Source organism: Sporobacter termitidis DSM 10068 (assembly GCF_900130065.1).
Lineage (GTDB): Bacteria > Bacillota > Clostridia > Oscillospirales > Oscillospiraceae > Sporobacter > Sporobacter termitidis.
The window spans coordinates 163020-188728 of the sequence record NZ_FQXV01000008.1; the positions used below are offsets into that span (position 1 = coordinate 163020).

The window sequence follows — 25709 nt, forward strand, 5'->3', positions numbered from 1 at the left end:
TGTCGGAGGCGATAAGCGCCGCCTCCTCCTTTGGAATCCCCCGCGCCCGCAGGATCGCCGCATGGATTGTCAGTCTTCGTAGGGGCGAACGGTGTTCGCCCGCTCCTGTTGGCGCGGCGGAGCCCCGAGACAGAGGGACAGGGAAACGTGGATTCCCGCCTTCGCGGGAATGACAATGCTTGGGGGTCCTACGAAAAAACAAAAGGATATGCCGTGGGGACGACCATTGGTCGTCCGCTCTTGTCGGCACGGCGGGGGCTAAAACGGCGGATACATCGCCCCGTCCTTCCCCGGCTCCCTCAGACGAGGGAGCTGTCGCCCGCAGGCGACTGAAGGAGGGAACTCTGTCGGCGCCGCACCGTACAAGAGCGGCGGGAGCAAGCCCCCGCCCTACGTTACGGTAATTCAACGGCATTTCCGTCGCCGGGACGACCCGGCCCGCCGCCGGTCTTTATGCCGGGCAGCAGGCCGCTTCCCGGCAATCATATTGAAACTTTCCGGCGCTGGGGACGTCAAAAGGACAATGGGAGGTGACCGGATGTGAAAAGAATCATTGCCTTGATATGCTGCGCGGCCCTGGCCGGTGCGCTGGCGGGCTGCGGCGGCGGGGCGGGGAACGGGACGCAGGCGCCCTCGCCGCGCGGCGGGCTGAAGCCGTCCGAGTATCAGGATTCGGACTTTGATACCTCGGGGGATATTATTATAAAAACGGAATACGAGGTCTACGGCAGCGATGTGCCGGAGATTTCCTATACGATCGCCAACAACACGGCGGCGGAGCTGACCTACGGCGTGGAATACGCCGTCGAGGTCAGTAAGGACGGCACGTGGTATCAGGTGCCGTTCCCGGAGAACATGGCGTGGATCATGATCGGAGTCATCCTGAAGCCCCACGCCGTGAATTCGGGCAGCTTTAAGCTTTCTGACCTGGATTACCGGTTTGCCGACGGCAGCTACAGGCTCATCAAAAAAATCGGCGATAAACGGTACTTTGCCGAATTCCGCATCGGCCCGTCCGCGATCACGGCGGAGACGCCCTTTGGGTATCAGCCTCTTGAGAAGCTGCCGGAGGATTATTCGAGCGAAGCGGCGGCGGCAAACGGAGACGTCGTTTTCTCCCTCAAAGGAACCTGGAATACCGAAAAGCTGGCGGCGTTCGTCGATAAAGCCGCCCTGGGCATGCCGGCAATGCTCCGGCTGGTGCGGTTTACCATCGAGGGCGACCCGATCATCCTGGACTGTGTTTACAATGAAAATCACAGCGGTTACTATCTGTTCAAACATGATAACAGCCGCGATAAGTTTGGCGCGGACCCCGGCATCACGCAGACGATTTACAGCTATCTCATTACGGACGGCGCCGGCCTCTATCTCAGCAACTGCGCCGGCTGGGAGATGACAAAAATCTATATCGGGGCGGCGACGGCCCGGATTCCCTGGCCGTCGGATGCCGCGGATATTTCCGGGCCGGTCCAAGCCGTTGAAAGGATGACGGAAAAGCGCCTTGGGGGGAACCTGGCGCGATACAAGGTTTATTCGCCCGGCGGCGGCAAGTCGGTTTCGCTGAGCGAGGAAAAGCTATCCTACGGTTACGAGCGCCCGGGCCGCGGAGAGATACAATCCCTGGCCAATCCGGACGGCAGCGTCACGCAGATCAGGGATATCGTCTGGCTTGACGATGCTTCCTTCGTCCTGATCTGCGATACGAGCAGCAATTTAAAGTACTTCAGCGCTGTTGGCGCCGCCGGGAAGTCGGGCTTTGGAACGGATTATAAAATCACAAACGGCGTATTTGAGATCGTCAAATGACCGCCGCCGTAAAGGCAGCGCAATCCTTCCCAGCCGCCCGCCCATTACCGGTCACGCGGCGGGGGCACTATACGCGGCGGGAACCTCCAGGCGCATGGGGTAAGAGGTCCCGTCCCAGGTGTAATCGGTCATCTTTATTCCGGTGTACAGGTCGCAGTAGGCCATAAAGGACTGGTAATTTTCCTTGGTGATGATTTCGGACGGGAGCATGAGGGAGGCGTATTTCTCGCCGGCGGAATGATTGATCCACGCGGGCCACAGCGTTTCAGGCGTGGCCTGGCCGGACAGCATCGCGTAAAGGCCGTTGAAGATCGGCTCGGCGTAGACCGTTTCCGCCGTGTAGAGCGCGGCTTTCCAGCAGCTGTCCTGCCCCTCGTCCCACTGGGTGATGAGGCCGTCGCCGCCCATGACGATCTCCACGGCGTTATCCTGCTTGCCGGCCGCTTCAAAGGCCCGGGCGCCGCCCATGGCGAAGTCGTCCAGCAGCGCGCCGACAAGCCAGTATTTGATGTCGGGGTGCGCGGTGATAACGGGGCCGGTGATATTGTAGCCGGTGTCGGCGTTCAGCGCGGCACTGCTCTGAGACGCGGCGTCGCTGATAAAAAAGTTTTTCTCATTGCCGGGAAAAGCCTTGTCCCAGACCTCCTTTTCTCCGGCCACGCGGACGTGCAGCGGGGGAGAGGTGGACATATCCAGGGCCAAAAAGCCGATCTCCGCCGGCTGGGCGTCGGGCCAGGTCTTCTTTTGGTAGTCGATGAGCCACTGCGCCATGATCCTGCCGTCGTCCTGAAAATCAAAGCCGACGCTGGGCTGGATCAGCTTCCCGTCGGCGTCGCGCGGCGGCCCCATAACGGGCATCCACGGCAGCTTGATATCGTTCATAAGATCGCCGATGCGGGGATAGATGGTGATGTCCGGGTCGGTCAGGAAGCCGTCATAGCCCTGGTCGGCATATGTCTGGATGGTCGTGATGTAAAGGTCGTTGTCGCCGTTGGCGCACCAGAAGCTGTACTCGACGTTCTCCTTATCCGCCCACTTCTGAAACGCCTTGCTGAAGGAATCGAAAAGCAGACTGGTCTGCTGCGTCATGTACGCGACCTTGTATCTGGGGTTTTTTGAGTAATCCATCTCCGGATCATAGAAGCCGGGCTCCCACGCCGGCTCGGAGATCTGCGGGGAAGCGTCCGCGGCGGACGGGCTCGCGCCGGCCCCGGGCGAAGGTGCTGCGGGGGCCCCGGAGGGGGAAGCGTTTGTTGTGCCGGGGCTGCTGCCGCAAGCTGCCAGCGACAGCGCCAGGAGGACGGCGACGAGGATTGCTGCTGCCTTTTTCATTTTTCCACTCCTTCTGATAGAATCATATCGTCATGACAAGCTGCCATTTCGACTCAAAGCCGGCGGGAACTCTGTGGCCCGGTAACGCGCGTATAAACAGAGGGGTGCCCGACATCCTATGATGCCGGACACCCGTTTATGACACTGCGCGGCGTTGAATTCAGATAAGAGCGGACTTTTCGCCGGCCGGAACAGCGGCGGCGTCATTCAAATTTATCGTATGGTCCTGCCGGGATCGTACCGGATAATCCGATGATCCTTGGCCAGCGGCCGGTCTCGCTGACGATAAAGCCCATCAGCATCCCCATGTGCGTGTGCAGGTGCCTGTGCTGCGCCAGGATCAGCGTGAATTTCGTGTACTCGCAGCCCTCGGGACATTCCAGAAGGCCGCTGTCGCGGAGCGTTCCCAGATAAGAGATTATTTTGGATTTTACGGCGGCGTAATAATCGGCGAGGTCCTTCCGCGACAAGGATTTTGTGGGCGGGATGTCGAGATCGTTCAGGTTTTCCTCGTGAAACGGCGGCTCGGTGAAACTTTTGTCCCGGGGATTGATGAGATACAAATCCAGCGAGTGCAGCATGTGGTAGACATGTTTCCACACAGGCACGCCGTAGTATGGCCTGTCCCAGCAATCGTCCGGGACGCAGTCAATGACGTTGCCGGCCTCCCATAAAGCCCGCGCCGTCTGGTCACGGATGATATCACAATATGTTGCCTGTTCCAAAATCAGCCCGCCTTTCCGGTTTTAGTCCGGTGGAAAATGCGTAAAACAACGGGGCGGTTTTCCGCCCCGTAAGTTCGTATAAACGATAAGTGATTTGCCCGTAAAATGCATGCTATTTTTTGGTTTCATGCATTTCCTTCATATAATAGCCAAGCGTCATCAGACTGTCGCTCAGGTGGATGTTCTCCACGGCGACGTCGTCCGGCACGGCGAGCTTGACGGAGGTAAAATTCCAGATGCCCTTGATGCCGAGCCCGATGACAAGATCCGCCACCTCCTTGGCGTAGGTGCGCGGGACGGTGATCACGGCGATGTCGACCTTGTTCTGGCTGACGAATTCCGTGATCCTGTTGACATGCATGATTTCAACATCGCGGATATTCTCCCCGATGAGGTGCGGATTGATATCAAAAACGCCGACGACGGTATAACCGTCCTTCTCGAATGCCGAATGTCTTGCAAGCGCCTGGCCGAGATGCCCGGCCCCGATAATAATCATCGAACGCGGGATGTCCAGTCCTAAAATGGCGCCTATCTCCTGACGGAGCTGATCCACATCGTAGCCATAGCCCTGGAGGCCAAAGCTGCCGAAATTAAAGAAATCCTGCCGGACCTGCGATGAGGTGATCCCCATCTTTTTGCCAAGGTCGGTTGAGGAGACCCTGCTGATGCCCATCTGGTGCAGATTCGTGAGAAAACGGTAGTAGATCGGAAGGCGTTTGATGACAATATCAGGTATCTTTTTTCCTTGTTCCATATCAAACTCCCCAATGACTTTACATTGAAATAACATATCACAAAAATAGTCGTTTTGTCAAATGCTTCGCGCGGAAATCGGCGGGCGCCGCCGGAAACCGCTTTTATATTTAGAAAATATCACAAAGACGATACGCTGTAAAGCAATTCTCCAGACCGTTAAGGCGGTTTGGGGCTTTTTCCCGAAAAGGAGAGGCCGGCTGTCAAAGCCGGCCTCTCCTTTTTGGTGGTTGTGTGTGTGTGGTGCTATGCCTAAGACGCTACAGATTTTAAAAGGTTCCATGGGTGCGATAACATTATCTGATTTTGTGCTTATAGATCCGCATTGAGGCGATATAGCAGGCAAGCAGGATGCCGGCACACCAGAGAACGGCGGCGAGCGCGCTGTTACCGGCGGGCTGATTCAAAAGAAGAGCGCGGACGGTTTCGACAATAGATGTAAACGGCTGATTCTCGGCCACGGCCCGGATGACGCCGGGCATCGTCCCGGTCGGGGCGAAGGCAGGGCTTATAAAGATCAGGAGCAGCAGAAAATAGCTGAAGACGCTGGCGCCTTCGGCGCTTTTTGCCAGCAGCCCGAACAGGACGGCGACCCATGTCAAGGTCAGGGTGCAGAGCAGAAGAAAGCCGATCACCAAGAGCCAGCCGACGATGCCGGCATCTGATCGAAAGCCGATCAGAAAGGCAAAAAGCATGACCAGCACGGTTGAAACGGCGTTGAACACCACAGCCGACAGGACGTGCCCGCCCAAAATTGAGGACTTCGCGATCGGCATGGAATGAAAGCGGTCGAAAATGCCGGCGGTAACATCGTTATTCAGCCGGAACGCCGCGTAGGCCACGCCGCTGGCAATGGTCATCAGGATAATGCCGGGGACGACATAATTCGTATAGCTGATGCCGCCTGTATTCATCGCCCCGCCGAAGACATAGACGGTCAGCAGCATCATCACGACAGGCATGGCGACGACCGTGATGATCGTATCGATGCTGCGCAGGTTATGGCGCATCATCCGGCCGCTTAAGACGGCCGTGTCGCTGAGGAAGTTTTTAAAAGTTGACATGGCGCTCGGCTCCTTTCTCTGGGGGGCCGCCGACAATCATCAGGAAGACATCCTCCAGCGTCGGCTGTTTTTGGGTCAGCTCTGAGACGGAGACCCCCGCGTTTTTAAGGCGGTTCAGGATATCGGTGAGATGCGCGATGCTTCCGTCTGTTTCAACGGAGAGGACCTGATTGCCCTCGTCAAAATGCAGCTTGAATTCCTGCAGGAGCGCTCGGGCCTCTAAAAGATGCCGTTCCTCGAGGATTTTGAGCTCGATATGGCCCGGCGGCAGGAGCTTTTTCAGCTCGGCCGGGGTGCCGGCGGCGACGATTTCTCCTTTGTTGAGTATCGCGAGCTGATCGGCCAGCTGCTCCGCCTCGTCAAGATACTGCGTCGTCAGGAACACGGTGGTCCCGGCGCGGGTCAGTTCCTTGATTATTTTCCACATGTTGAGGCGGCTTTGCGGGTCGAGACCGGTCGTCGGCTCGTCAAGAAAGAGCACGGCGGGGGCGCCGACGAGGCTCATCGCCAGGTCAAGGCGCCGGCGCATTCCGCCGGAGTAAGAGGAGACGCGCCGGTCGGCGGCGCCTGACAGCTCGAACCGCGCCAGCAGCTCCTCCGCTTTTTTGCCGGCGTCCTTCAAATGCCGCAGCTTGCCGATCATCCGAAGATTTTCCCGCCCGGTCAAAGCGCCGTCGACGGCGGCAAACTGGCCCGTCAGGCTGATTTCCCGGCGCACCTGCGCCGGCTGCTTCAGCACATCGTAGCCGCACAGGCTGGCTGTCCCTCCGTCCGGCGTTAAAAGTGTTGTCAGGATTTTGATTGCGGTTGTTTTGCCCGCGCCGTTGGGGCCGAGGAGGGCAAAGACGGTGCCCTTCGGCACGTTAAAGCTGATGCCTCTCAGCACCTGAACATTTTTGTAGGACTTTTCAAGCCCGCGAACAGTGATGGCGTCCTGAGTCATCGTCATGGCGGCCTCCTATATCACCGTGACCCCGGCGAGGTTGGCCCGGCTGCCTTTTAAAACCGCGTACGTCAGCTTATCCATGGTTGCCCCGTCAAAGACCGCTTTTTTGAAATCGGCGTGTTTGATGAATACATTTCTGAAGACGGCGTTTTTAAAGGATGTCCCTATGAATGAGGAGCAATTAAAAATCGTTCCGTCAAACGTGAGGTTATCCAGGCAGACGCCGGACAGGTCGGAATGACTGAAATCGGTTCCGTTCAGCAGGCAATTTATGAAGCTTGCGCCTTTCAGGGCGCACATGCTCAGCTTTGCCCCGGAAAGATCGGAGCCGTCGAAAATGACGTCGCTCAGGTCACTGGCTCTGAATGAGCTGTTCCTCAGGTCGGAGCCGCTGAAATCGGAGCCTCGCATATCACTTTCATTGAACTTGCCGTCGTGGACGGTGACACCTTTCAGGTCTGAATTTCTAAGATCGGTCTGCGAAAAGTCCCGCTGGGACATTTGCTTCACCGTTTTCGTTTTTTCCGCGATGCTTTCGATAATCTCGGAGACATTGCCCACCGAGGCAATGGTCTGGTGATAAGCCGTCTCCTCGTCGCAGCCCTGACTGCGCAATTCGCTGTATTTTTCCTGCAGGTCCGTCATCAGCTCTTCTCTTAGCTCCTTGACGGAATCCGTATCCTCATAAGGGGAGAACACCTGCTCCAGATATTTGTTTATTTTATCGTTCATGGCGCTCAACCTTTCATTAAAGTAATTTGTCGAGAATACGCTTGGCGTATTCCCAGTTGTTTTTGTTGTCAAAATAGGTCTTTTTGCCTTTATCGGTGATCGTGTAATATCTTCTCCTGCCACCCTGACTTCCGTCCCCCCAATAAGAAGATATACACCCGTCGTTCTCCAGCCGCTTGAGACTTGAGTACATTGTCGCTTCCTTCAGCTCGTATTCGTTTTCCGAGTTTTGGTGAATCAGCTTCAATATATCGTAGCCGTACTTGTCTCCGGCCAGGAGCAGCTTTAAAATCATCGTGTCCGTATGGCCGCGGAGCAAATCCGAGGTCATTTTGTTTTCCTCCATGGGTCCACCTCCATGATTGCAATATACATCATATTACTATGACTGTCAATGTATTATTTTAGATTTAGTAATATGAGAGACAAAAAGAAAAGACTCTTCGCCTGACGGCTCGGAACGACAGGCTTTGCCGTTCCGAGGGGCCTTGGCCCCGAAGAATCTTTGTGCATTTAAAATTTTCGCGTTATCCCCTTAAATCTCTCATAAACGGCCGGCTCGTGAAAAACAGCCATGCCGCGCCGCAGAGGAGGTTCATCAGGACAAAGAGCGCGCCGATGACGACGACGAGATTGCCCAGGTTCAGCGAGGTGATGAGCATGCCGATGCTGCCTGTCAGGGTGAAAATGGCATTGATCAGCGAGGAGACCGAACCGGTATCGCCCTGCTGCTGCGTCATCAGAAGAAAGCGGCTGGGCGGACCCACAAAGCTGCCCATGACGGTGGCGGGCATCATGGTGAGCGCGAAGGCGTAAGGATTCAGCCGGCCAACGCAAATGACGAGGATGCCCGCGGCGACGCTCACGGCGAAGCAGGCGTTGATCAGGGAAAAACGGCTGAACCGCGACGAGAGCCGCACATACAAAAAGGGCCCCAGGATCATCGTGACCGAGTTGAACGCAAAGAAATAGCTGTACATTTGGCTGGACTGGCCGAAATAATCCTCGTAGATATAGGCCGACGATGTGACGAACGCGAGAAACGTGATGCCGGAGGTGGCGAATATCAGCAGGAGCACGGTGAATCGCTTGTTTTTCAGGACGACGCCGAGACGCCCCAGCGTCCTGAAGATATTGCCGGTGATCCTGTCGCGTATCGTTTCGGTATAGAGGAGCGCCAGGATGGTGACGACGACGCCCAGGATCGTCTGCGCGTAAAAGGTGCCCCGCCAGTCCGTGAACCGGAGGATCTGGCCGCCCAGCATGGGGGCGATGACGGGACAGACGACAAAGATGGTCTGCACCACGGCCAGTGTTTTTTCCAGGCGCGGCCCTTCGTAAACATCCTTCAGGATGGCCGCCGAGGTGGCCGACGCCGCGCCGGCGCAGGTGGCCTGCAAAACGCGGAAAACGATGAGCATATAGACCGAATCGGATACGGCGCAGAGGACGCCGGCGGCCGTATAGCCCAGAAGGCCCGAGAGCAGTATGGGCTTGCGGCCGTATTTATCGCTGAAAGGCCCCCACACCAGCATTGACAGGCTGTAAAAGACGAGAAAGAGTATGATGGTCATATTCGTCAGAACTGAGGAGACGTGAAAATACTCCGTCATGGAGGGCAGGGCCGGGAGGTAGAGGTCTGTTGAGAGCGGGGCAAAGGCGCTGAGGAGCACGACGAAAATAATGAGGCCCTTGCCGCCGAGGTATTTTTGCGAAAGCTCCGGTTTTTCCGGACTGTTATCCATGCCGGTCACCCCCTTAAATCTCTCAGAAGCGGCCGGCTCGTAAAGAACAGCCACGCCGCGCCGCAGACAAGACCCATGACAACGTTGAGCACGCCGATGACGACGACGAGGTTGCCGAAGTTCAGCGACGTTACGGTCATGCCGACGCTGCCAGCGATGGAGCCCACGGCATTGATGAGAGACGAGGCCGAGCCGGTGTCGCCCGTTTGCTGCGAGAGCATCAGGAAACGGCTCGGCGGAGCGATGAAGCTCCCCATGATCGTCGTCGGCAGCAGCGTCAGCGCGAACAGCCACGGGTTCAGCTGGCCGACCGTGGACAGAAGGACGCCGGCGGCGGCCGTCACGATAAAGCTCAGGTTGACCAGGGCAAAGCGGGAAAAGTGCGACGACAGCCGGATATACAGGATCGGCCCGACAAACATCATCGCCGCGTTGAAGGAGAAGAAGTAGCTGTACACCTGGCCCGACAGGCCGAAGAAATCCTGGTATATGTAGGACGACGCGGAGATGTAGGCCATGAACGTGGCGCCGATCAGGGAAAAAATCAGCAGCAGCGCCGTAAACCGCTTGTTCCGCAGGACGACGAAAAGGCGCCCCATCGTTGTGAAAATGCCGCCCGTGCTGCGCTCCTGAATCGTCTCGGTGAACAGGAACGTCATCAAAACAATGATGGCGCCAAGGATCGCCTGCACGTAAAAGGCGCCGCGCCAGTCTGTGATTTTCAGCAGCAGCGCCCCCAGCATCGGCGCCACGACGGGAACGATGACGGAAATGGACTGAATGGCGGCGATCCTCTTTTCCAGCGTTTGGCCCTCGTATACATCCTTGACGACGGCGGTGGCCGTGGCCGAAGCGGCGGCGGCGCCGATGGCCTGCAGGATGCGGGCGGCAATCAGCATATAGACGTTGGGCGCCAGCGCGCAGAGAAGACTCGCGGCGGCGTAGCCGATGAGCCCGACCAGCAGGACCGGCCGGCGCCCGTGCTTATCGGAAAGGGGACCCCAGACCAAGGTGGCGGCGCTGTAGAATACGAAGAAGAGAATGATGGTGAGATTCGTGAGGACCTCGGGGACGTCAAAGTACTTCGTCATGGTCGGCAGGGCCGGCAGATACAGGTCGGTCGACATTGGCACAAAGGCGCTCAGGAGGACGAGATAGACAATGAGCCCCTTGCCGCCGAGGTATTTCTGAACGACGGCGGTTTCACCCGATACTTGATTCAATTTAACTACTCCAGACTCAAGTTTTATTTTTGTAAACAGTATACAATAAAATCCAGCGATGTCAAAGACGGAGTTTGATAGAAAGAGGTTAAAAAAATGAAAAAAACCCCCGGCCTGAAGGCCGGGGGCCGCGTCGGCGGACTTAATTCTCGTCTGTCAATGATTTGCAGATCAGGCGCGCTTCCCTGGCGGCGTCCTTCATGCGGAAATAGAGGTTTTCCCGGGCGGAGATTTCGTCGGGCACCTCGTCGGCGGTCTTGTCCAGCGTCACGGCGATGATGCCGAGCATGTCGGAAATTTTCTCGATGTCCATGTTATTTTCCTCCGTTGGGGCCGCCGGGCGGTAACGGCCGCGTCTCCCTGCCGTGCTTTTCGTACGTCTCCGTGGTTGCCAGAAGGTCCGCGGCCAGGACGCGGAGCTTCCCTAAGTGTAGAGGCGGTACCATGAAGTCCTTTGGCAACAGATACTGCGCCGCCATGAAGAAGCACAAAAAGCTCTTTTTTTCTCTGTGCAGACCGTCGCGCTTCTTAAGTATGATTGCCAATGCAGTCAAATAAATAAATTATTACCGAATTTTTAAAATACTTGTTGCAGTCCATTTGCTTAATTGTCGTATATATAATAAAGACTCAGAAAAAGAGTCTTTAGAAATTTAAAGAAGGCGTTTAATCCAATGGGCTAATTAGCTAATCCTAACATTCAAAAATAAATAACAAAAAGGAGAAAAAGTTTATGAATGCAACAAAGAAAGTACTTCACAAATTATGTTTTGTTATGGTTTGCTTGGTGTTAGTAGCTTCATTAACCATCACCGCGTTTGCGGCTACTGTCATATCTCTTACAGATCCGAATCAGTTGGTAGCTATGGTTACACGTTTTATTCTCAGGTAGGGACAAGCCCGGATGCAAATGGTTGTGATGTTTCGGCGTCTACTACTGTAGTTTCAAACACTAATGTACCAACTGGATACATGGGAGCTCAAGCCTATCTTTATGACGCATCTGATGGTTCATTATGGTTTTCTTCAGGATGGGCATATAACGGGAGCTTAAGAAACACCGTATTCGCAACTCATTCAACATACGTAATTAATGGAAATGGTTGGTATTGGTTTGGTAATGGAGATGTACAGCTGTGGAATGGCTATTCCTATGTATTATATCCTACCTATAATACTCCGAATATCGAATCTGCTACAAGTAAAACTTCGAAAGTAGAATCCAATAATAGCGCCGCAGCTTATGGAATAAATAATAATAATCAAACGTTTGGTTCAACTGCAAAAGCGCAATCGATCAATACTGCACCTGATCTTATCTATGCCAGGGGTATTGATGGAACTTATGGGTATGTATACAAAACAGATATCTATAATGCAGGACGTATAAGTTCTCCCGAAGAGGCGATGAATGCCAGTGTACCTCAAACGATCTCACTATATGCTTCCGATGGAACTACTGTGATCGGGTCCTTTGGAATAGGTGCTTAATTCTTGCAGGATTCTATAGTGGCTATCTGAAAATAAGTAAAAAAACAGGTTCAGTCGGGTACGACTGAGCCTATCCTTATATAAAGAATAAAGAGAAATTTACGCTTTCCCAAAAAGCGTATAGCTTTTACAGAGAAAAAGTGTCTACCTTTGCTATGATAGATTTATTTTAGACCCTTGCACAAGCTTAAATACAAAAGCCTTGTTCAACTTAGAATTGAGCAAGGCTTTGTATAGTTCGGTTTTTTGTCTACTATCTGTTGTCCTCTTCAGTTAGACCGGTAGGATTAAAGTTCTTACTGTTTTCATTATTCTCAATCTTCACTTGAGAGTCCGCAAAGGTTACCCTGATACCTAATACGTCAATAGATTTAATATTATTAATCGGAGTAGGCTCGTCAAATAACGTATTTATTACTATAGTTCCATCCCAGTCCGCCATGCCCCCTTGGCCGGCTGAAGTATTCACAGGAAGCAAAGAGCCATCCTCTAAGGTGACAACCATGCTGACTGCTTTTTTAATAATCGGATCAAAATCATTTGGGTTCCATTCGCGCCCTTTCCAATTATTAACGGAGCAGATTACCTCGAAGCCGAACATAGATAAACGCAGACGTGAAATCTCGCATGATATATCACCAATCGTAATGTTATAATCAGGATGAAAGACACTACCTGTCGAACTAGCAGACTTAAAGGAGAACTCCCAAGACCATTCACCGCTTAGATATGGTACATATTTGCCATTCTCATTATAGAAACCTATATTTTGCATGGAGCATTGCAAATTGTCTAAGGTATCTTCATTAATCGAATGAGTTATGATAAATAAATATTGGTTATTCTTCAATTCTGGGTGGGTATCGGCGTAATCATATTCTATTTGTTCCGTCACACCACCGTCTATGGAGACATTCTCAAAGCGGTAACCTTTTAATGTAGGAATACTATTTTTAATAAGAACGCTATCAAGTTTCTTAAGTGTGACGAGAAAACCCGCCCGTTGAACATGTCCGCTTTGTATGGCATCAATAGCTTCAATCTTTACCAGAGCGTTATCAACAACAACCCCTGCATCTCCAGAATCCAAGCTGGAAAGAGAACCTTTGTTACTCCCAGTGATTTGTGAGGCAAACCAATTACTGAAGAAATTGGGTTTATATATTGCTGCGAAAGCAACTCCCGTGGTTAGGAAGACTGCTGCAAGGACTGCGACTGCGATTCGTCGAGGCCACGTAGCCTTTTTATGCTCGTCCGATCTTTTTTCCGACGACATAAGTGCTGCTTCAGAAATAAACTCACTTTGAATGTTGCCCAATCCATATAAGATGTCATAGCTCTTCAATCGCTACACCTTCCTTTATTAATACTTTATAAAGCGTCTTTCTTGCCCGGTGTAAAATGACCTTCAATGTGTTTTCATTTATACCTGTTAATGCGGATATTTCTTTAATGCTGTCAAAAAACCAATAACGTCGCAAGAATATAATACGATCACGCTTGCTGAGAGTTTTCAAAAAATCGTTTAGTGTATTTTCAACAGTAATATTGTCTAAATACTCGTCTATATGGTCGTTGGATGGGATGCAACCTGAAAGTTCTGCTGCGGCTAGTTCAATCTCGGTAATATTACGCTTTTGACGGTGATAGTATCGGTATTTATCCAAAGCTAAGCGTCGCGCAATTTGACATATATAAGCTGCTAAGTCGAGAGGGCGCTTGGGCGGTATAGAAGACCAAACTTTAAAATAAACTTCGTTTTCACACTCTTCTGCATCTTCAGGAGAATAAAGAATACCGAATATGACAGTTCGGCATAGTGCCCCATATTTTCGTTTAAGATTGTTTACTGCATCTTCGGATCGTTGCCAGAAAAGTTCAATAATTTCGTTATCGCCCAAGGTGTACTCCTCCCTTCTAAAGGCCTAACATAATATATAACGTCAAAGAAATCATTTAGTTCCAAACTTTCTATTTATTAAATAGAAAAAATATTTGCATAAGATCGCTTCAAATGAAGGCTCAGATAATAAGGTGGCAGCGCTAGTTTCACAAAATACAAAAATTAAGCATATCTTTCATTCTGATGGGGCGATGATGGCACAAGTGCCCGCCGGACAGCGGGACATGCAGAGCGGGCTGTGGCATGATATATACTGAATTCATATTCAATATATCGTATCGCCGGTTCTGCCTTTTCCGCGTTCCTTGGATTTGCTGATATCATAATCTTTGTCCAAACACATAACTTTTGACATTGTTTTATGCGGTCGTTATAATTTCTATATAATGTCATCGCCCGCAGCGAAAGGAGGGCATGGCGCGGGAGCGCGCCATGATATACTGCATGAAGGAATTTAAATATCCGCATCTCTTCGCGCCGATCACGCTCGGCAATACAGTCTTCCAAAACAGGATTTTCGGGTCGCCGACAGGGCCCAGCAACCTGTCGTCCCGCCACTATCCCACACCGGAAACATGCGCTTACTATGAGCGGAAGGCCATGGGGGGCGCGGCGTCCGTCTGCGTCGGCGACTGCTCGGTGGACGCGGTGATCGGCAGGACGGCGTCGAGCCGGCTCCGGCTGGACGACCCCGGCGCGGCATCCTCGCTGGGCAAGCTGGCGGACGCCATTTCCCGCCATGGCGCCGTGGCCTCCATTGAGCTGCAGCACGGCGGCAGTCACTCCTACGGCTCGGTCCAGGACGGGAATCAGGCGTACGGGCCGGTGGAGTACACGGACGAAAACGGCCGCCGCGTCCTCCCGATGACCGAAGAGATCATCGAGATGACGATCGATAAATTCGCCCAGGCGGCGGCCCAGGCCAAGCGCTGCGGCTTCGGCATGGTGACGATCCACGGCGGACACGGCTGGCTCATTTCGCAGTTTGTTTCACCGATCAGCAATACGCGCACCGACAGGTGGGGCGGCAGCGTTGAAAGCAGGTGCCGGCTCCCCGTGGCCATCTGCCAGGCCGTGCGCCGCGCGGTGGGCCCGGGCTTTCCCATAGAGATCCGCATCAGCGGCTCGGAGTGCCATCCGGGCGGATACGACATCGACGAGGGCGTCGCCATCGCCAGGCAGCTGGACGGGCACGCGGACCTGATCCATGTCTCCGCCGGCAGCCACGAGGTCTGGGACGTGTTCACGGTCACCCACCCCAGCATGTTTCTGGAGGACGGCGCCAACGTCCGGTACGCCGCGGAGATCAAAAAGCACGTCAAGCAGTCCCGTGTGGCGACGGTCGGCGCGCTGGCCGTGCCGGACCTGATGGAGGAGATCATCGCCTCGGGCAGGGCCGACGTGGTGGAGGTGGCCCGGGGCCTGCTGGCCGACCCCGACCTGCCGCTGAAGGCCCGCACCGGGCGGGAGGGCGATATCAACACCTGCATGCGCTGCCTGGCGTGCTTTTCAAATCTCATGGCCAGGAGCCAGTTTTTATGCGCCATCAATCCCGTCATCGGGCATGAGACGGAGGATAAATGGCAGCTCCCGCCCGCCGAAAGGAAAAAGATACTTATCGCGGGCGGCGGCATCGCCGGGATGCAGGCGGCGCTGACGGCCTGCCAGCGCGGCCATGAGGTCATCCTTGCCGAGCGGTCCGGGCAGCTTGGCGGCGCGCTCCGATGCGAGGACGGCGTGCCCTTCAAAAAGCACCTGGCGGAATATCTGGACCGTCAGGCCCGGCGCGTCGCCGCCGCGGCCGTCGAGGTCCGGCTCAACACGCCCGTCACCCCGGCGCTGGCCGGGGAGCTCCGGCCCGACGTCATCATCGCGGCGCTGGGCGCCCGGCCGGTGGTTCCCAAAATCAAGGGGATCGACGGGGAGAACGTGCACAGCGCGGAGGAGATTTACTATCATCCGGAAAAAGCGGGCAAAAGGGTCGCCATCCTCGGCGGCGGACTGGTGGGGGCGGAGCTGGGCGCCCATCTGGCGGCGCTCGGCCGTCAGGTGACGATTATCGAGATGCTGCCGGAGCTCAACAACGGCGGCAACACGCTGCAGGGCCTCTCCGTCGGCATCGAGCTCAGAGAACGCGGCGTCAGGGTCTGCCTCGGCACAAAGGCTCTGGAGATCGGTTCTCGGGGCGTCACGGGCGAGGGCCCGGAAGGGCAGGAGCTCTTTGAGGCCGACACCGTCATTTACGCCATCGGGCAAAAGCCCCTGCGCGAGGAGGCCGACGCGCTCCGGTTCGCCGCTCCGGAATTTTACCAGATCGGCGACTGCCTGACACCGAAAAACATCACCGAGGCCACGCGGGCCGCCTACAATATCGCGCGGGACATCGGCAGGTTATAAATTTGCAAGGATAGAAGCTCCCTGTGAGAATGCCTCTCACAGGGAGTTTTCAGCTTGTCAAAAAACCTGCATACAAAAGGCAAAGCCTCGCAGAGTTTGCCGCCGAAGCGGCAAATAAATTGAAAATTTGTCACGCAGGAGGACATGCGCCTCCGGAGTGACTCTTCTCATGCAGCGCGCGGCTGAGCGCGCTGCATGCAGCCCCTTGTCGGATAAAGCCCAAAGGGCTTTATCGACAGCTTAACTCCCTGTGAGAATGCCGCTCACAGGGAGTTTTGTTCTGCCTTTAGTCTCGAAAACAGACGTGTTATTCTGAGCGCAGCGAAAAAGGCTACGCGTCGCGCCCGCTTTGGAGGAGAAGCTCCTTCGCCGCGCTCAGGATGACACCTATGCTGCCGTAACCCTTCGCCGCTATTCCGCCGGGCACATCGCGGGGAGGAAAATCGTGAACTGCGCGCCCTTTCCGATCCCGTCGCTGTAGGCGCTGACGGAGCCGCCGTGCAGCTCGGCGATGCCCTTGACGATGGAGAGCCCCAGCCCCAGCCCGCCGTTTTGCCTGTCCAGCGAGCTGTCGGCCTGCTTGAACGGCTCGAACAGCTCCGGCAGGAATTTCGCGTCGATGCCCTTCCCGTTGTCCTTGACGATGACGAAGGCGGAGCTGTCGTGGGTTTTGACGGACAGGGTCGTTTTACCGCCGGCCTTGGAGAATTTTAACGAATTGTTCAGCAGATTGCCGATGATCTGCGAGATCCTGACGGGGTCCGCCGTAATAAAGACCGGCCTGTCGCCCATTTCGATATCCAGGTCCACGTCGCGCTCCTGAAATATCAGCGTGTTGTCCCGGACGACGGCCTGCGCCAGCTTGTTGAGGTCAAATTGCTCTTTTTTCAGCTTGATCTTGTTGTTTGTCAGGCGGGTCAGGTCCAGGAGATCGTCGATCAGGCGGCGCAGCTGGCGCGTTTGACGGATCACGATGTCCAGCGTCTCGCGGTTTTTAGGATTGATTTCAAGCATATCCATCAGCGACAGGCCCGTGACGATGGTGGCCAGCGGGTTCCTGAGCTCGTGGGACAGCGTGTTTAAAAACACATTTTTATTTTTGTCGGATTTTTTCAGCTCTTCGACGAGCTTGAGGGCGTTTTGCTCGCTTTGCAGCAGCGCGTATTCCGTATTTGTCCGCTCGATCACGTCCGCGGCCAGGCGGGCAATCATGTCCAGCAGCCGGATTTCCCGGTCGCTGAACGATTTGGTTTCGGAATAGTATGTGTTCAGCACGCCGACGATTTTGCCGGAGCTGCTGATCAGGGGCGTGGACTGCTCGCTGAGGATATCGTCTGACAGCAGGACGGAAAGCGCCGGCTTGTCCTTAAAAATCGGGCTCAGCCTGACGTCCTTGACGATAATCCGCCGCTTTCTCTGATACGCCTTGCCGCAGGAGCCGGCGTCCAGGCCGATGCAGGAGTAATATTCCTGGAACTTGCCGCTGAGACCGTGGCTCAGGATGATGATGAGCTTCCTGCTGTCCTCGTCAAACAGCTGTATGCTGCCTTTGCTCGTGTGCGTTTCGGTGATGGCGGCGTGCAGAATCTCGGAATAAACGGTGGGGAGGTCCCTTTTGACGATGAAATTGGAATTGAGCTTATACAGCGTATTCAGGGTTTCCACTTCCGCCGCCAGATCGTTTTTTGCCGCCATCAGCAGGAGAAGCAGGTCGTCCTTCAGGCGCAGCGCGTTGGCCAGTATCCTGTTCCTGTCCTGCTGGGACTGGACGGCGATCCTCGTTTGCTCGGTGATGTCCCTGTTCGTTTCGAGAACGATTTTTTGCTGACGGCTGTTGACAATGACCTGGCGCCTGGCCTCGACGACGATTTTTTTGCCCGCCTTCGTCACGTGCTCCAGATTGCCGGACCATTCGCCCTTTTCGTTCAGTACTGTGATGAATTCATGGGGATCGGAGGGGTACTCGGCCTGCAATAAGCTGTGGCTTGAAGTACCCACGGCTTCTCTTTTTGTATAGCCGTATAGTTTGGATGCGCCGTCGTTCCAGTAAATAATGCCGCCGTTCAGCTTCCACGCGAAGATCGCGTCGTTGGACAAGTCGAGCATTTTTTCCTGCAGCGCAAGAATCTCGTCCGTGTCTTCCGTGTCGGAAATCACGCGCCGGTTTCCACACCTGTACAAATTAAACATCCCTTTTCTCATACCATCTGTGGCCAGTATTATATATCCAATAGTTATGATATTTCAACAAAAAATGTAAAAAATTCTGCCAAAAAATAGCGGGCCCTGTCGGCGCGTTTAAGGAAAAAATAAACAATGGACGCGGTTTGAGCGTCCATTGTTTATGTGAAAGCTATTGCCGGGGCATTAATCGCAGAAGCGGACCGTCTCCTCGATCGGGCTTCTGGCGCTGCGGAAATTGTTGATCGCATTGGTCTCGTCCACGTAGCCGATGGCGATGCCGATAACGATCTCGAGGTTTTCGGGGAGCTTCAGCTCCCGGCGCAGAACCTCCGGATAATGGATCGACGTGGCGGCCGGGATGGTGCCGAGGCCGTGCTCCAGCGCGGAGAGCATCAGGGTTTGGGAAAAGGCGCCGATGTCGTAAAGGGCCCAGGGAATGCTGAGGATTTTGTCCTTGCAGAGAAAGATGACGGCGGGCGCGTCAAACATCCTCTGGTTCAGGGCGCCGAACTGCTGTACGGCGTCGCCGCAGTCGCGCACCATGTCGGGGTGAAGGCCCTGCTGGCGTTTTTTGGCCGCCTCCGTCCATTCGGCGGGCCGGGGGATATCCGTATTTGCCCGGACGGCTTTCGCGTAGCAGTCGGCGTAGCCCGCTTTGATCCGCTTCAGCGCTTCGCCCTCGGCCACGAAGACCTCCCACGGCTGGGAGTTGGCCCAGGAGGGGGAATAAGACGCGTCCCTGAGGATCTGGAGCAGTGTTTCGCGGCTGATGGGATCGGGCTTAAAAGCCCGCATGGACCGGCGCGATGTGATGGCCTGGCTGACAGTCATAATGATTCCTCCGTTTATATCAATTTATTTTTCAGCGGATATAGGTGACCACGTCCGGGTTCCTCGCGGGCGCGGGGAGCTTCGGGCCGCCGGCGTAGCCGAAGGCCGCGCCGTGCATGGGCACGTAGCCTTCCGGCAGCCGGAGGCTTGCCGGCGCTTCCTCGAGGGTGAGATAAAACCGCAGGAGCCCGACCCAGACGGAGCCGATGCCCAGGCTCTCCGCCGCCAGGAGCATGTTCTCCATCGCCGCGCAGGTATCCGTATCGAGCCCCATGGAATCCTTTTTTCCGGACACGACGATGACGGTGGGGGCGTTGTAGGTCAGGTGAAAGCTCGGGTCCGAGCCGACGCCCTTGACCCACGCGTTGTCGGATTTGGCCATGACCGCCTTGGCCTTGACGTTCATTTCATCGATGAGCGCCTTATCCTGCACGACGGTAAAGTGCCAGGGCTGGCCGTTGTGGGCCGTCGGAGCGTAGCGGCCGGCCTCCAGAATAAGATCCAGATCTTCCTGGGCAAGCTGCCGGTCGGTATAGGCGCGCACGCTGCGGCGGGACAGGATCGTTTTGATGACATCGTTCATAACGGATTCTCCTTTCGGTGTCAGGCCGTGAACCAGTCGCAGGCGAAGGGCTGCGACTGGTGGATTTTAAACTCGTTGACAATATAGTTCTGTACGCCGAGGAGCTTCATCGGGTCGTTATCGAGGAAAGTAAAAATATCCTCTTCGCTCTCGGCCTTCATGATGATAAAGCCGCCGCCGCCCATGGATTTCGGGCCCGAGACGAGGATCGAACCGTCCACAAAGCCGCGGTCCAGATAGGCGACATGGTCGCCGATCGATTTTTCGAGAGCGGCCTTGTCCACGGGACAAGGGTCGATGAAGACGCCCTCGATGATAAAAAATTTCATAGTGATGACTCCTTATGTCACGGTATTTGATTACATACAATTTACAGTTTCGGACGGAGAAATGCAAGCGTATTATGATACTTTGCGGCAAAACGAAACCGGGACCTTCCGGCGCCGCCGGCGGCCGGGCAAAATGCTTGTGCCGCGGTGGATTGACGGGGCGATTTGTGATAGAATCGGCCCATAAAAGCTCAACAGAAGGGGGTATCACAATGAGCGGCAAAATCGGCGCGGAGGTTTGGTATCTGTTCCACAGCGGGTTCGCCGTTAAAATCGGGGGGCGTTTCCTCATTTTTGACTATTACAATACCACGGCGTCCGGCAGGCTGCGCGGGCTGGAGGGCGGCGTCGTCGACCCGAAGGAGCTCGCGGGCAGCCGGGTGACCGTCTTTGCCTCCCACGTCCACGCGGACCATTATGTGCCGTCCGTCTTAAAGTGGGCGCGGGAGGTCCCGGATATCCGCTACGTCCTGTCGTTCGATATCGACGCTTCCGGCGCGCCGGGCGTCGTGAAGGCGTATCCCGGCCAAACGTACGGCGTGGACGGGATGACGGTCCGGACGCTGCGGTCGACGGACGAGGGCGTGGCCTTCATCGTCGAGGCGGAGGGGATAAAAATCTATCACGCCGGAGACCTGAACTGGTGGCACTGGGAAGGGGAGCCGGACGAGGAGAACGCGGCGATGGGGGCGGCGTATAAAAAGGAGATCGACAAGCTCCGCGGCGAAACCTTCGACCTGGCGTTCGTCCCCGTCGACCCGAGGCTGGGAAACGAATACCTCTGGGGACTCGATTACTTTATGAAAACGGTGGGCGCGACGGCGGTTTTCCCGATGCACTTCGGAGACGACCACAGTATTTTCGACCGCCTGGACAGGGACCCCGCCGCCAAGGACTACCGAAACAGGCTCGTTCGGATCACGCGGCGCGGGGAAAAATTCGCCCTGTAAATACGCGCGGCCGCCGCGAGGAGTCCAAGAAATACGAAAGCGCCCCACCGGGGCGCTTTCGTATTTCTATGTGGAGCTGTGCTGACGGGGACTTATTAAAAGCACGTCCTCCGGCGTAGCCTCTTCGCCGTCCTCCGGGGGCTCGGGGGCGTCGTGGACCTTGAAGAAGCTCACCAGGTCTTTCAGCAAGGCGGCCTGCTGCGACAGCTCGATGCTGGCCGAGGCGCTGTTTTCCGACGTGGCGGCATTGTCCTGCACGACGTGGGAGACCTGCCGGATACCCTGATTGATCTGCGCGATGCTCTGCTTCTGCTCGCGGGTATAGGACGAAATCGAATCGACAATGCCGGCCACGTCGCCCACCTGGGACAGGATCTGATTTAAGTAATCCGCCGTTTCGTTGGCGATCTTTATCCCGGTCTCCACCTTGACAAGGGCATTTTCAATCAGGCCCGAGGTGTCCTGCACGGCCTTGGCGGACCTGTTGGCCAGCGACCGGACCTCGTCGGCCACGACGGCAAAGCCCTTGCCGTGCTGCCCCGCCCTGGCGGCTTCCACGGCGGCGTTCAGGGCCAGGATGTTCGTCTGGAAGGCCAGGTCGTCGATGACCTTGGAAATCTTTTTGATTTTGCCCGCCGAATCGTCGATGTCGTCCATCGCCTTCAGCATCTCGCGCATGTGGCCGTTGCCCCGCTCGGCGTTCACCCTGGCCTTTTGCGCCAGGGCGTTGACGTCCTGGGCGTACTGCTCGTTCAGGTGCGTCTGGGACGCCACCTCGGACAGGGCCGCCGTCAGCTGCTCCACGGTATTCGCCTGCTCCGATACACCCTGCGAGAGCGCGCTGCTGAAATCGGACACGACGGCGGCGTCTGCGGTGACCTGCTCGGCGGCGTCGGCGATGGATATGATGAGCTCCTTGAGCTTCAGCGTCAGCGCGTGCAGCGACCTGTTGAGGACGTCCTCCCCGGAGCGCACGGTGATCTCCCGGGTCAGATTCCCGTCCGCGACGACGCGGAGGGCCTCGACCTGGAGCTTGGTGCCGTCGATCAGGCGCAGAAAGGCGTTGAACAGCCTGCCGACCTCGTTTGTCCTGCTCCTGAGCTCGAGCTCCTTCGACGTCATGGTGCCGTCGATGGAGATATTGCCGCAGGAGAGCTGCTCGGCGACCTGGGCCATCTTCGTCAGAGGGCGGGCAATCGCGCGGGAGATGATGACGCCCAGCGTCAGCGACACGGCGATCCCGGCCAGCAAAACGGCGATGGTGACGTATTCGGCCGAGGCCGACTGGCTTTTGTTCACGTCGTATCTGCTTTGTATCTGGTCGGCGGCCTGCTTCAAAAGGTCGTTGTAGTCGTTGCGGAGGTTTGTGCCGGTCATGTAGACACCGTTGGAGATATCGCTTTTCGCGGAGTCCAGATCGCCGGCGTTGATCAGCTCGGTGACCACGTCCATTTTGCTCTGGTAATCCTGCCAGGACTGGTCGATCCTCAGGACGATATCGCTGCTGTCGATGCTTTTCAGGCTTTTCAGGCTGTCGTTGGAGCCGATCCTGTACTGGCTCATCTGCAAAAGGGCGTTTTTGATATCGATCTGGGAGGTCATTGTCGTCAGCTTCAGGGCATCATAGCTGTACTGCTGAAAATTGACGGCCGCCGAACCGGCGTATTCGAGTACAAGCGCCTGGCGGTACATGTGCTCGTCCTGCGACTGCATTTTTGCCATGTTCAGTATGCCGATCGCCCCCACGACGAAGGCGAATACGGTGATGACCATAAAGCCTGTGATGAATTGCCAGGACATTTTGAGATTATTAAACCAGCGCATGTGTAGTCTCCTTTTTAAGAGAGTTGGGCATAGTGTTTTTTCGGCATCTCAACTAAAAAGTTAAACCATATATTGGCTGATTTCATAATTTAACGTGAGGTTAATCTGGATTTAACATTGGCGCGGCGTGCGGCAAAAGTATCCGGGGAAATGAACAGCGCCCCCGGAGGGAGCGCTTTCTTTGCTGCTGAGAGTGATTATGTGGCGCCGTACGCGGCTCACGCCCTGTTGCCGGCGGGCTGGACGACAGTGACATTGGTGGCGCAGAGCTTGCCGTTTCTGGGATCGGTCTCTATTTCAAAAGTGACCTTTTGGCCCTCGTTGAGCGTCTTGTAGCCCTGCGCGGCGATGCCTGAAAAATGGACGAACAAATCGTCGCCGGTGTCATCGTTTGTGATAAATCCGTAGCCTTTGTCTGAATTAAACCATTTGACTGTTCCGCTGTTCATGTGAACACCTCCGTCCATAGTATTTCCGGCATTCACCTGATAAATTTTATATATATTTGTAAAATGCGCGGCCGGCAGAAAAAAACAGCGCCCCGTTTCGGGGGCGCGGCGTTTTGACTGACGGTTAAAGAAAGCCGCGGCAGGGCGGTACGATAAGCCCCGCCGCGAATGAGAGGTTTCTATATATAAGGATGCCTGAAAGCGGGGTGAATTATGCCTCGGCTTTCATTTTTTTCAGCTGATTTTTGATGATCAGCATCAGGATAACCGGAATGATGGCCGTAATGGCCGCCATGATGTATGTTTTCGTGAAATCGCCCTTGAGGAACTGCGCCGAGATCGTGTTGAAAAGGATGGAGGAGATGCCCAGAGCGAGCATCGCCACGCCGTAATTCGTGCCCGAATTCTTCGGCCCGAAGAAATCGGTGGTGAACGCCGCGTTGGTGGAGGCCGGGCCGCCGTAGCCGAAGGCGATGATGCAGATGGCGACGGCAAAGCCGAAGCCCGGAACGCCGACGATCATAAGCCCGGCGCCGATGAGAGTGAGGACAGAGAGGACGATGATCGTGTTGGTACGGCCGAGCTTATCGGAGACGGTGGCCATGATGAGCCGGCCGCCGGCGTTGAAGACGCCGGTGATGGTGAGCGTCAGAACGGCAGCGGCCTCTGTCAGGCCGTGCCTCATGCCCTGGTCGACGATCAGCGGGACGGAGAGGGTCCATGTGCCGTTGATAAACAGAATTTCAAGGAAGATGCACCAGAAGGGGACCGTTTTCATCGCCTGGCCCAGGGTGCAGTTTTTGCCGGTGTAGACCTTCGCCGAGGCGGGCGCGGCGGGAAGCTGCCTGAGGTATTCCTCGTCGGGCAGCCGGACCAGGAAGGTGCCGATGATGCCGGCAACGAAGAAGACGACGGCCAACGTGATGAAGACAGGCTGGAAGCTGACAATGCCGTCCACCTTATGGGCATCCATGAGCGCGTTGGATACCGGCGTGAAAATAACAGTTGAAAACGCGAAGGCTGAGACGGCGATGCCGGAGGCCAGGCCTTTGCGGTGGGGCAGCCATTTCTGCAGGCAGCTGATGCCGGCGCCGTACGCGAAGCCGGAGCCGAGGCCGCCGAGCACGCAGTAGGTCAGGTACATCAGGTTGATGGTTTCCTTTGTGAGGAAGGCGGTCAGGAAGACGCCCAGGCAGAACATGGTGATGCCGAGCACGGAGGTCAGCCGCGGGCCTTTTTTGTCGTTGATAAAGCCGCCGATGAGGTTACCGGCGACAAAGGCAAACAGCATATAGGAGGAGACCATGGTGGCGGCTTCCTTCGACCAGTCGAACGAGGCGATGATCGGCGTTTTGAAGACGCTCCACATGTACAGGATGCCGACGCAGATCTGGATGATGATACAGCCGATGATGGGGACGGTTGCGGAACGCTTGCTTTTCATGCTCACTGCTTCTTTCTGTGTAATGTTGATTTGCTAGATAAAGTCATACCATTCCGCAAAAAGAATGTCAAACATAAGTTGCATGCTACGTATCAAATCGTGATATTGCATGAAATACATTGAAATAATAAAAAAACGCTGTGAAAACTTCCGATTTCACAGCATTTTATCGTAATTCCGGACAGAGTTCCCGCGCGTTGTTTTGTAGCGTTTCTAGCCCGCTTTTTTCGCGTTTCCGCGCGTATGAAGGGTCCGGCGCGGCGGTGCGGGGCCGTCATCGGGCGGGATGTTCAAAAAACGCGTCAGGCGCTTTTTGAGAAGCGCGGTGAAGACGCCCAGCATGCGCCCGACGCCGAACGACGCGATCACCGTGCCGACGCCGAGGCCGTTCAGCCCGCGCAGGACGGCCAGCGACAAAACGAGCGAAATCGCCGTGGAGACGCTGTCATAGGCGATCTTGACCTTGTGCAGCTTGAAGCCGCCCTTGTACGAGATGGCCTGCACCGTCCCGTCCGTGGGCAGGGCGATGAGCGCTGTGGTCAGGTACAGCAGGATGCCGAAGGCGACACAGCAGATGCCGAGGGCCAGATAAACGAAGCGGACGATATAATTGTCCGTCACCGGCAGGAAAGAGATCATGCGCGTGGACAGGTCTGTAAACCAGCCGAAGGCGAACGACGCCGCGATCTGGAAGAGGTTTATAAGCTTATATTCCCGCCGCAGGATGGCGGCCTGCAGCGCCATGCAGAAGATATAAAAGAAAATGGTCCACGTCCCGAGCGAGAGCCCGAAGATGCGGCTGAGCACATACGGCACGGAGGTGACGGGCGAGACGCCAAGGTCCGATTTGACCGAAAAAGACACGCCGGTCGCCATGATGAAAATACCGGCGGCAAATATAACGAGCCGTTTTATCAAGGCGCTTTTCTGAAGCTTCATCCCCGTCCCCCTTTCAATCGCCGTTTTTTTATGGTTTAATGATACCATATCGG

Annotated in this window: 24 protein-coding genes; 4 read left to right on the plus strand and 20 right to left on the minus strand. The window is 55.4% G+C overall.

Going from position 1 to position 25709, the window contains the following annotated elements:
* Positions 1–540 precede the first annotated feature (540 nt).
* Positions 541–1809: an immunoglobulin-like domain-containing protein gene (locus BUB60_RS12335; RefSeq protein WP_073079477.1), complete on the plus strand. Its 1269-nt coding sequence runs from the start codon at positions 541–543 to the stop codon at positions 1807–1809.
* 51 nt (positions 1810–1860) lie between these two features.
* Here the strand turns inward: BUB60_RS12335 and BUB60_RS12340 are convergent, their stop codons facing one another.
* The 10 genes from BUB60_RS12340 to BUB60_RS20160 form a co-directional block, all read right to left on the minus strand.
* Positions 1861–3141, minus strand: coding sequence for a substrate-binding domain-containing protein (locus BUB60_RS12340; RefSeq protein ID WP_073079478.1), 1281 nt, complete (start codon positions 3139–3141; stop codon positions 1861–1863).
* A 203-nt stretch (positions 3142–3344) separates the two neighbouring features.
* Entirely contained in the window at positions 3345–3866 is a 522-nt protein-coding gene (locus BUB60_RS12345; RefSeq protein ID WP_073079479.1) for a hypothetical protein, read from the minus strand.
* A 112-nt stretch (positions 3867–3978) separates the two neighbouring features.
* Positions 3979–4623, minus strand: coding sequence for a redox-sensing transcriptional repressor Rex (locus BUB60_RS12350; protein WP_073079480.1), 645 nt, complete (start codon positions 4621–4623; stop codon positions 3979–3981).
* A gap of 295 nt (positions 4624–4918) precedes the next feature.
* On the minus strand, positions 4919–5686 hold the full coding sequence (locus BUB60_RS12355; RefSeq protein WP_073079481.1) for an ABC transporter permease: 768 nt from the start codon (positions 5684–5686) through the stop codon (positions 4919–4921).
* Positions 5673–6635, minus strand: coding sequence for an ATP-binding cassette domain-containing protein (locus BUB60_RS12360; protein ID WP_073079483.1), 963 nt, complete (start codon positions 6633–6635; stop codon positions 5673–5675). The genes BUB60_RS12355 and BUB60_RS12360 overlap by 14 nt, the downstream gene beginning before the upstream one ends.
* A gap of 9 nt (positions 6636–6644) precedes the next feature.
* A complete protein-coding gene (locus BUB60_RS12365) occupies positions 6645–7364 on the minus strand; it encodes a pentapeptide repeat-containing protein (RefSeq protein WP_073079485.1) in 720 nt (239 codons plus the stop codon).
* A gap of 16 nt (positions 7365–7380) precedes the next feature.
* Complete coding sequence (locus tag BUB60_RS12370; RefSeq protein ID WP_073079486.1) at positions 7381–7710, minus strand: PadR family transcriptional regulator; 330 nt, start codon at positions 7708–7710, stop codon at positions 7381–7383.
* A 181-nt stretch (positions 7711–7891) separates the two neighbouring features.
* Positions 7892–9109, minus strand: a complete 1218-nt coding sequence (locus BUB60_RS12375) for a Bcr/CflA family efflux MFS transporter (protein WP_073079488.1) — start codon at positions 9107–9109, stop codon at positions 7892–7894.
* 5 nt (positions 9110–9114) lie between these two features.
* The gene (locus tag BUB60_RS12380) at positions 9115–10332 is read right to left on the minus strand and encodes a Bcr/CflA family efflux MFS transporter (protein ID WP_073079491.1); all 1218 of its coding nucleotides are present in this window, start codon (positions 10330–10332) and stop codon (positions 9115–9117) included.
* Between the two features lie 142 nt (positions 10333–10474).
* On the minus strand, positions 10475–10645 hold the full coding sequence (locus tag BUB60_RS20160; RefSeq protein WP_159435405.1) for a hypothetical protein: 171 nt from the start codon (positions 10643–10645) through the stop codon (positions 10475–10477).
* 452 nt (positions 10646–11097) lie between these two features.
* On the opposite strand from BUB60_RS20160, the gene BUB60_RS19815 reads away from it, so the two are divergent.
* On the plus strand, positions 11098–11823 hold the full coding sequence (locus tag BUB60_RS19815) for a hypothetical protein (protein WP_143162343.1): 726 nt from the start codon (positions 11098–11100) through the stop codon (positions 11821–11823).
* Positions 11824–12076: 253 nt separating this feature from the next.
* On the opposite strand, the gene BUB60_RS12385 is transcribed toward BUB60_RS19815, so the two are convergent.
* Together BUB60_RS12385 and BUB60_RS12390 are read right to left on the minus strand one after the other, a co-directional pair.
* Complete coding sequence (locus BUB60_RS12385; protein WP_073079493.1) at positions 12077–13168, minus strand: hypothetical protein; 1092 nt, start codon at positions 13166–13168, stop codon at positions 12077–12079.
* Complete coding sequence (locus BUB60_RS12390; protein ID WP_073079495.1) at positions 13155–13724, minus strand: RNA polymerase sigma factor; 570 nt, start codon at positions 13722–13724, stop codon at positions 13155–13157. Before BUB60_RS12390 ends, BUB60_RS12385 begins: the two co-directional genes overlap by 14 nt.
* A 416-nt stretch (positions 13725–14140) precedes the next feature.
* Here BUB60_RS12390 and BUB60_RS12395 point away from each other — a divergent pair, with 416 nt between their 5' ends.
* A complete protein-coding gene (locus BUB60_RS12395; protein WP_242941202.1) occupies positions 14141–16123 on the plus strand; it encodes an oxidoreductase in 1983 nt (660 codons plus the stop codon).
* A 411-nt stretch (positions 16124–16534) separates the two neighbouring features.
* On the opposite strand, the gene BUB60_RS12400 is transcribed toward BUB60_RS12395, so the two are convergent.
* The 4 genes from BUB60_RS12400 to BUB60_RS12415 all read right to left on the minus strand — a co-directional run bounded on the left by BUB60_RS12400 (position 16535) and on the right by BUB60_RS12415 (position 20050).
* Positions 16535–18304, minus strand: a complete 1770-nt coding sequence (locus BUB60_RS12400; protein WP_159435407.1) for an ATP-binding protein — start codon at positions 18302–18304, stop codon at positions 16535–16537.
* Positions 18305–18490: 186 nt separating this feature from the next.
* The gene (locus BUB60_RS12405) at positions 18491–19138 is read right to left on the minus strand and encodes a nitroreductase (protein ID WP_073079499.1); all 648 of its coding nucleotides are present in this window, start codon (positions 19136–19138) and stop codon (positions 18491–18493) included.
* Positions 19139–19169: 31 nt separating this feature from the next.
* On the minus strand, positions 19170–19721 hold the full coding sequence (locus BUB60_RS12410; protein ID WP_073079501.1) for a nitroreductase family protein: 552 nt from the start codon (positions 19719–19721) through the stop codon (positions 19170–19172).
* A 20-nt stretch (positions 19722–19741) separates the two neighbouring features.
* Positions 19742–20050, minus strand: coding sequence for a YciI family protein (locus BUB60_RS12415; protein ID WP_073079503.1), 309 nt, complete (start codon positions 20048–20050; stop codon positions 19742–19744).
* Between the two features lie 212 nt (positions 20051–20262).
* Between BUB60_RS12415 and BUB60_RS12420 the strand changes: the two genes are divergently transcribed.
* Complete coding sequence (locus tag BUB60_RS12420; RefSeq protein ID WP_073079505.1) at positions 20263–21000, plus strand: MBL fold metallo-hydrolase; 738 nt, start codon at positions 20263–20265, stop codon at positions 20998–21000.
* A gap of 66 nt (positions 21001–21066) precedes the next feature.
* Here the strand turns inward: BUB60_RS12420 and BUB60_RS12425 are convergent, their stop codons facing one another.
* The 4 genes from BUB60_RS12425 to BUB60_RS12440 all read right to left on the minus strand — a co-directional run bounded on the left by BUB60_RS12425 (position 21067) and on the right by BUB60_RS12440 (position 25656).
* Entirely contained in the window at positions 21067–22824 is a 1758-nt protein-coding gene (locus BUB60_RS12425; RefSeq protein WP_073079507.1) for a methyl-accepting chemotaxis protein, read from the minus strand.
* 218 nt (positions 22825–23042) lie between these two features.
* A complete protein-coding gene (locus BUB60_RS12430; protein ID WP_073079510.1) occupies positions 23043–23273 on the minus strand; it encodes a cold-shock protein in 231 nt (76 codons plus the stop codon).
* Positions 23274–23484: 211 nt separating this feature from the next.
* A complete protein-coding gene (locus BUB60_RS12435; protein WP_073079512.1) occupies positions 23485–24717 on the minus strand; it encodes an OFA family MFS transporter in 1233 nt (410 codons plus the stop codon).
* A gap of 213 nt (positions 24718–24930) precedes the next feature.
* Complete coding sequence (locus tag BUB60_RS12440; protein WP_073079515.1) at positions 24931–25656, minus strand: YczE/YyaS/YitT family protein; 726 nt, start codon at positions 25654–25656, stop codon at positions 24931–24933.
* Between the last annotated feature and the right edge of the window lie 53 nt (positions 25657–25709).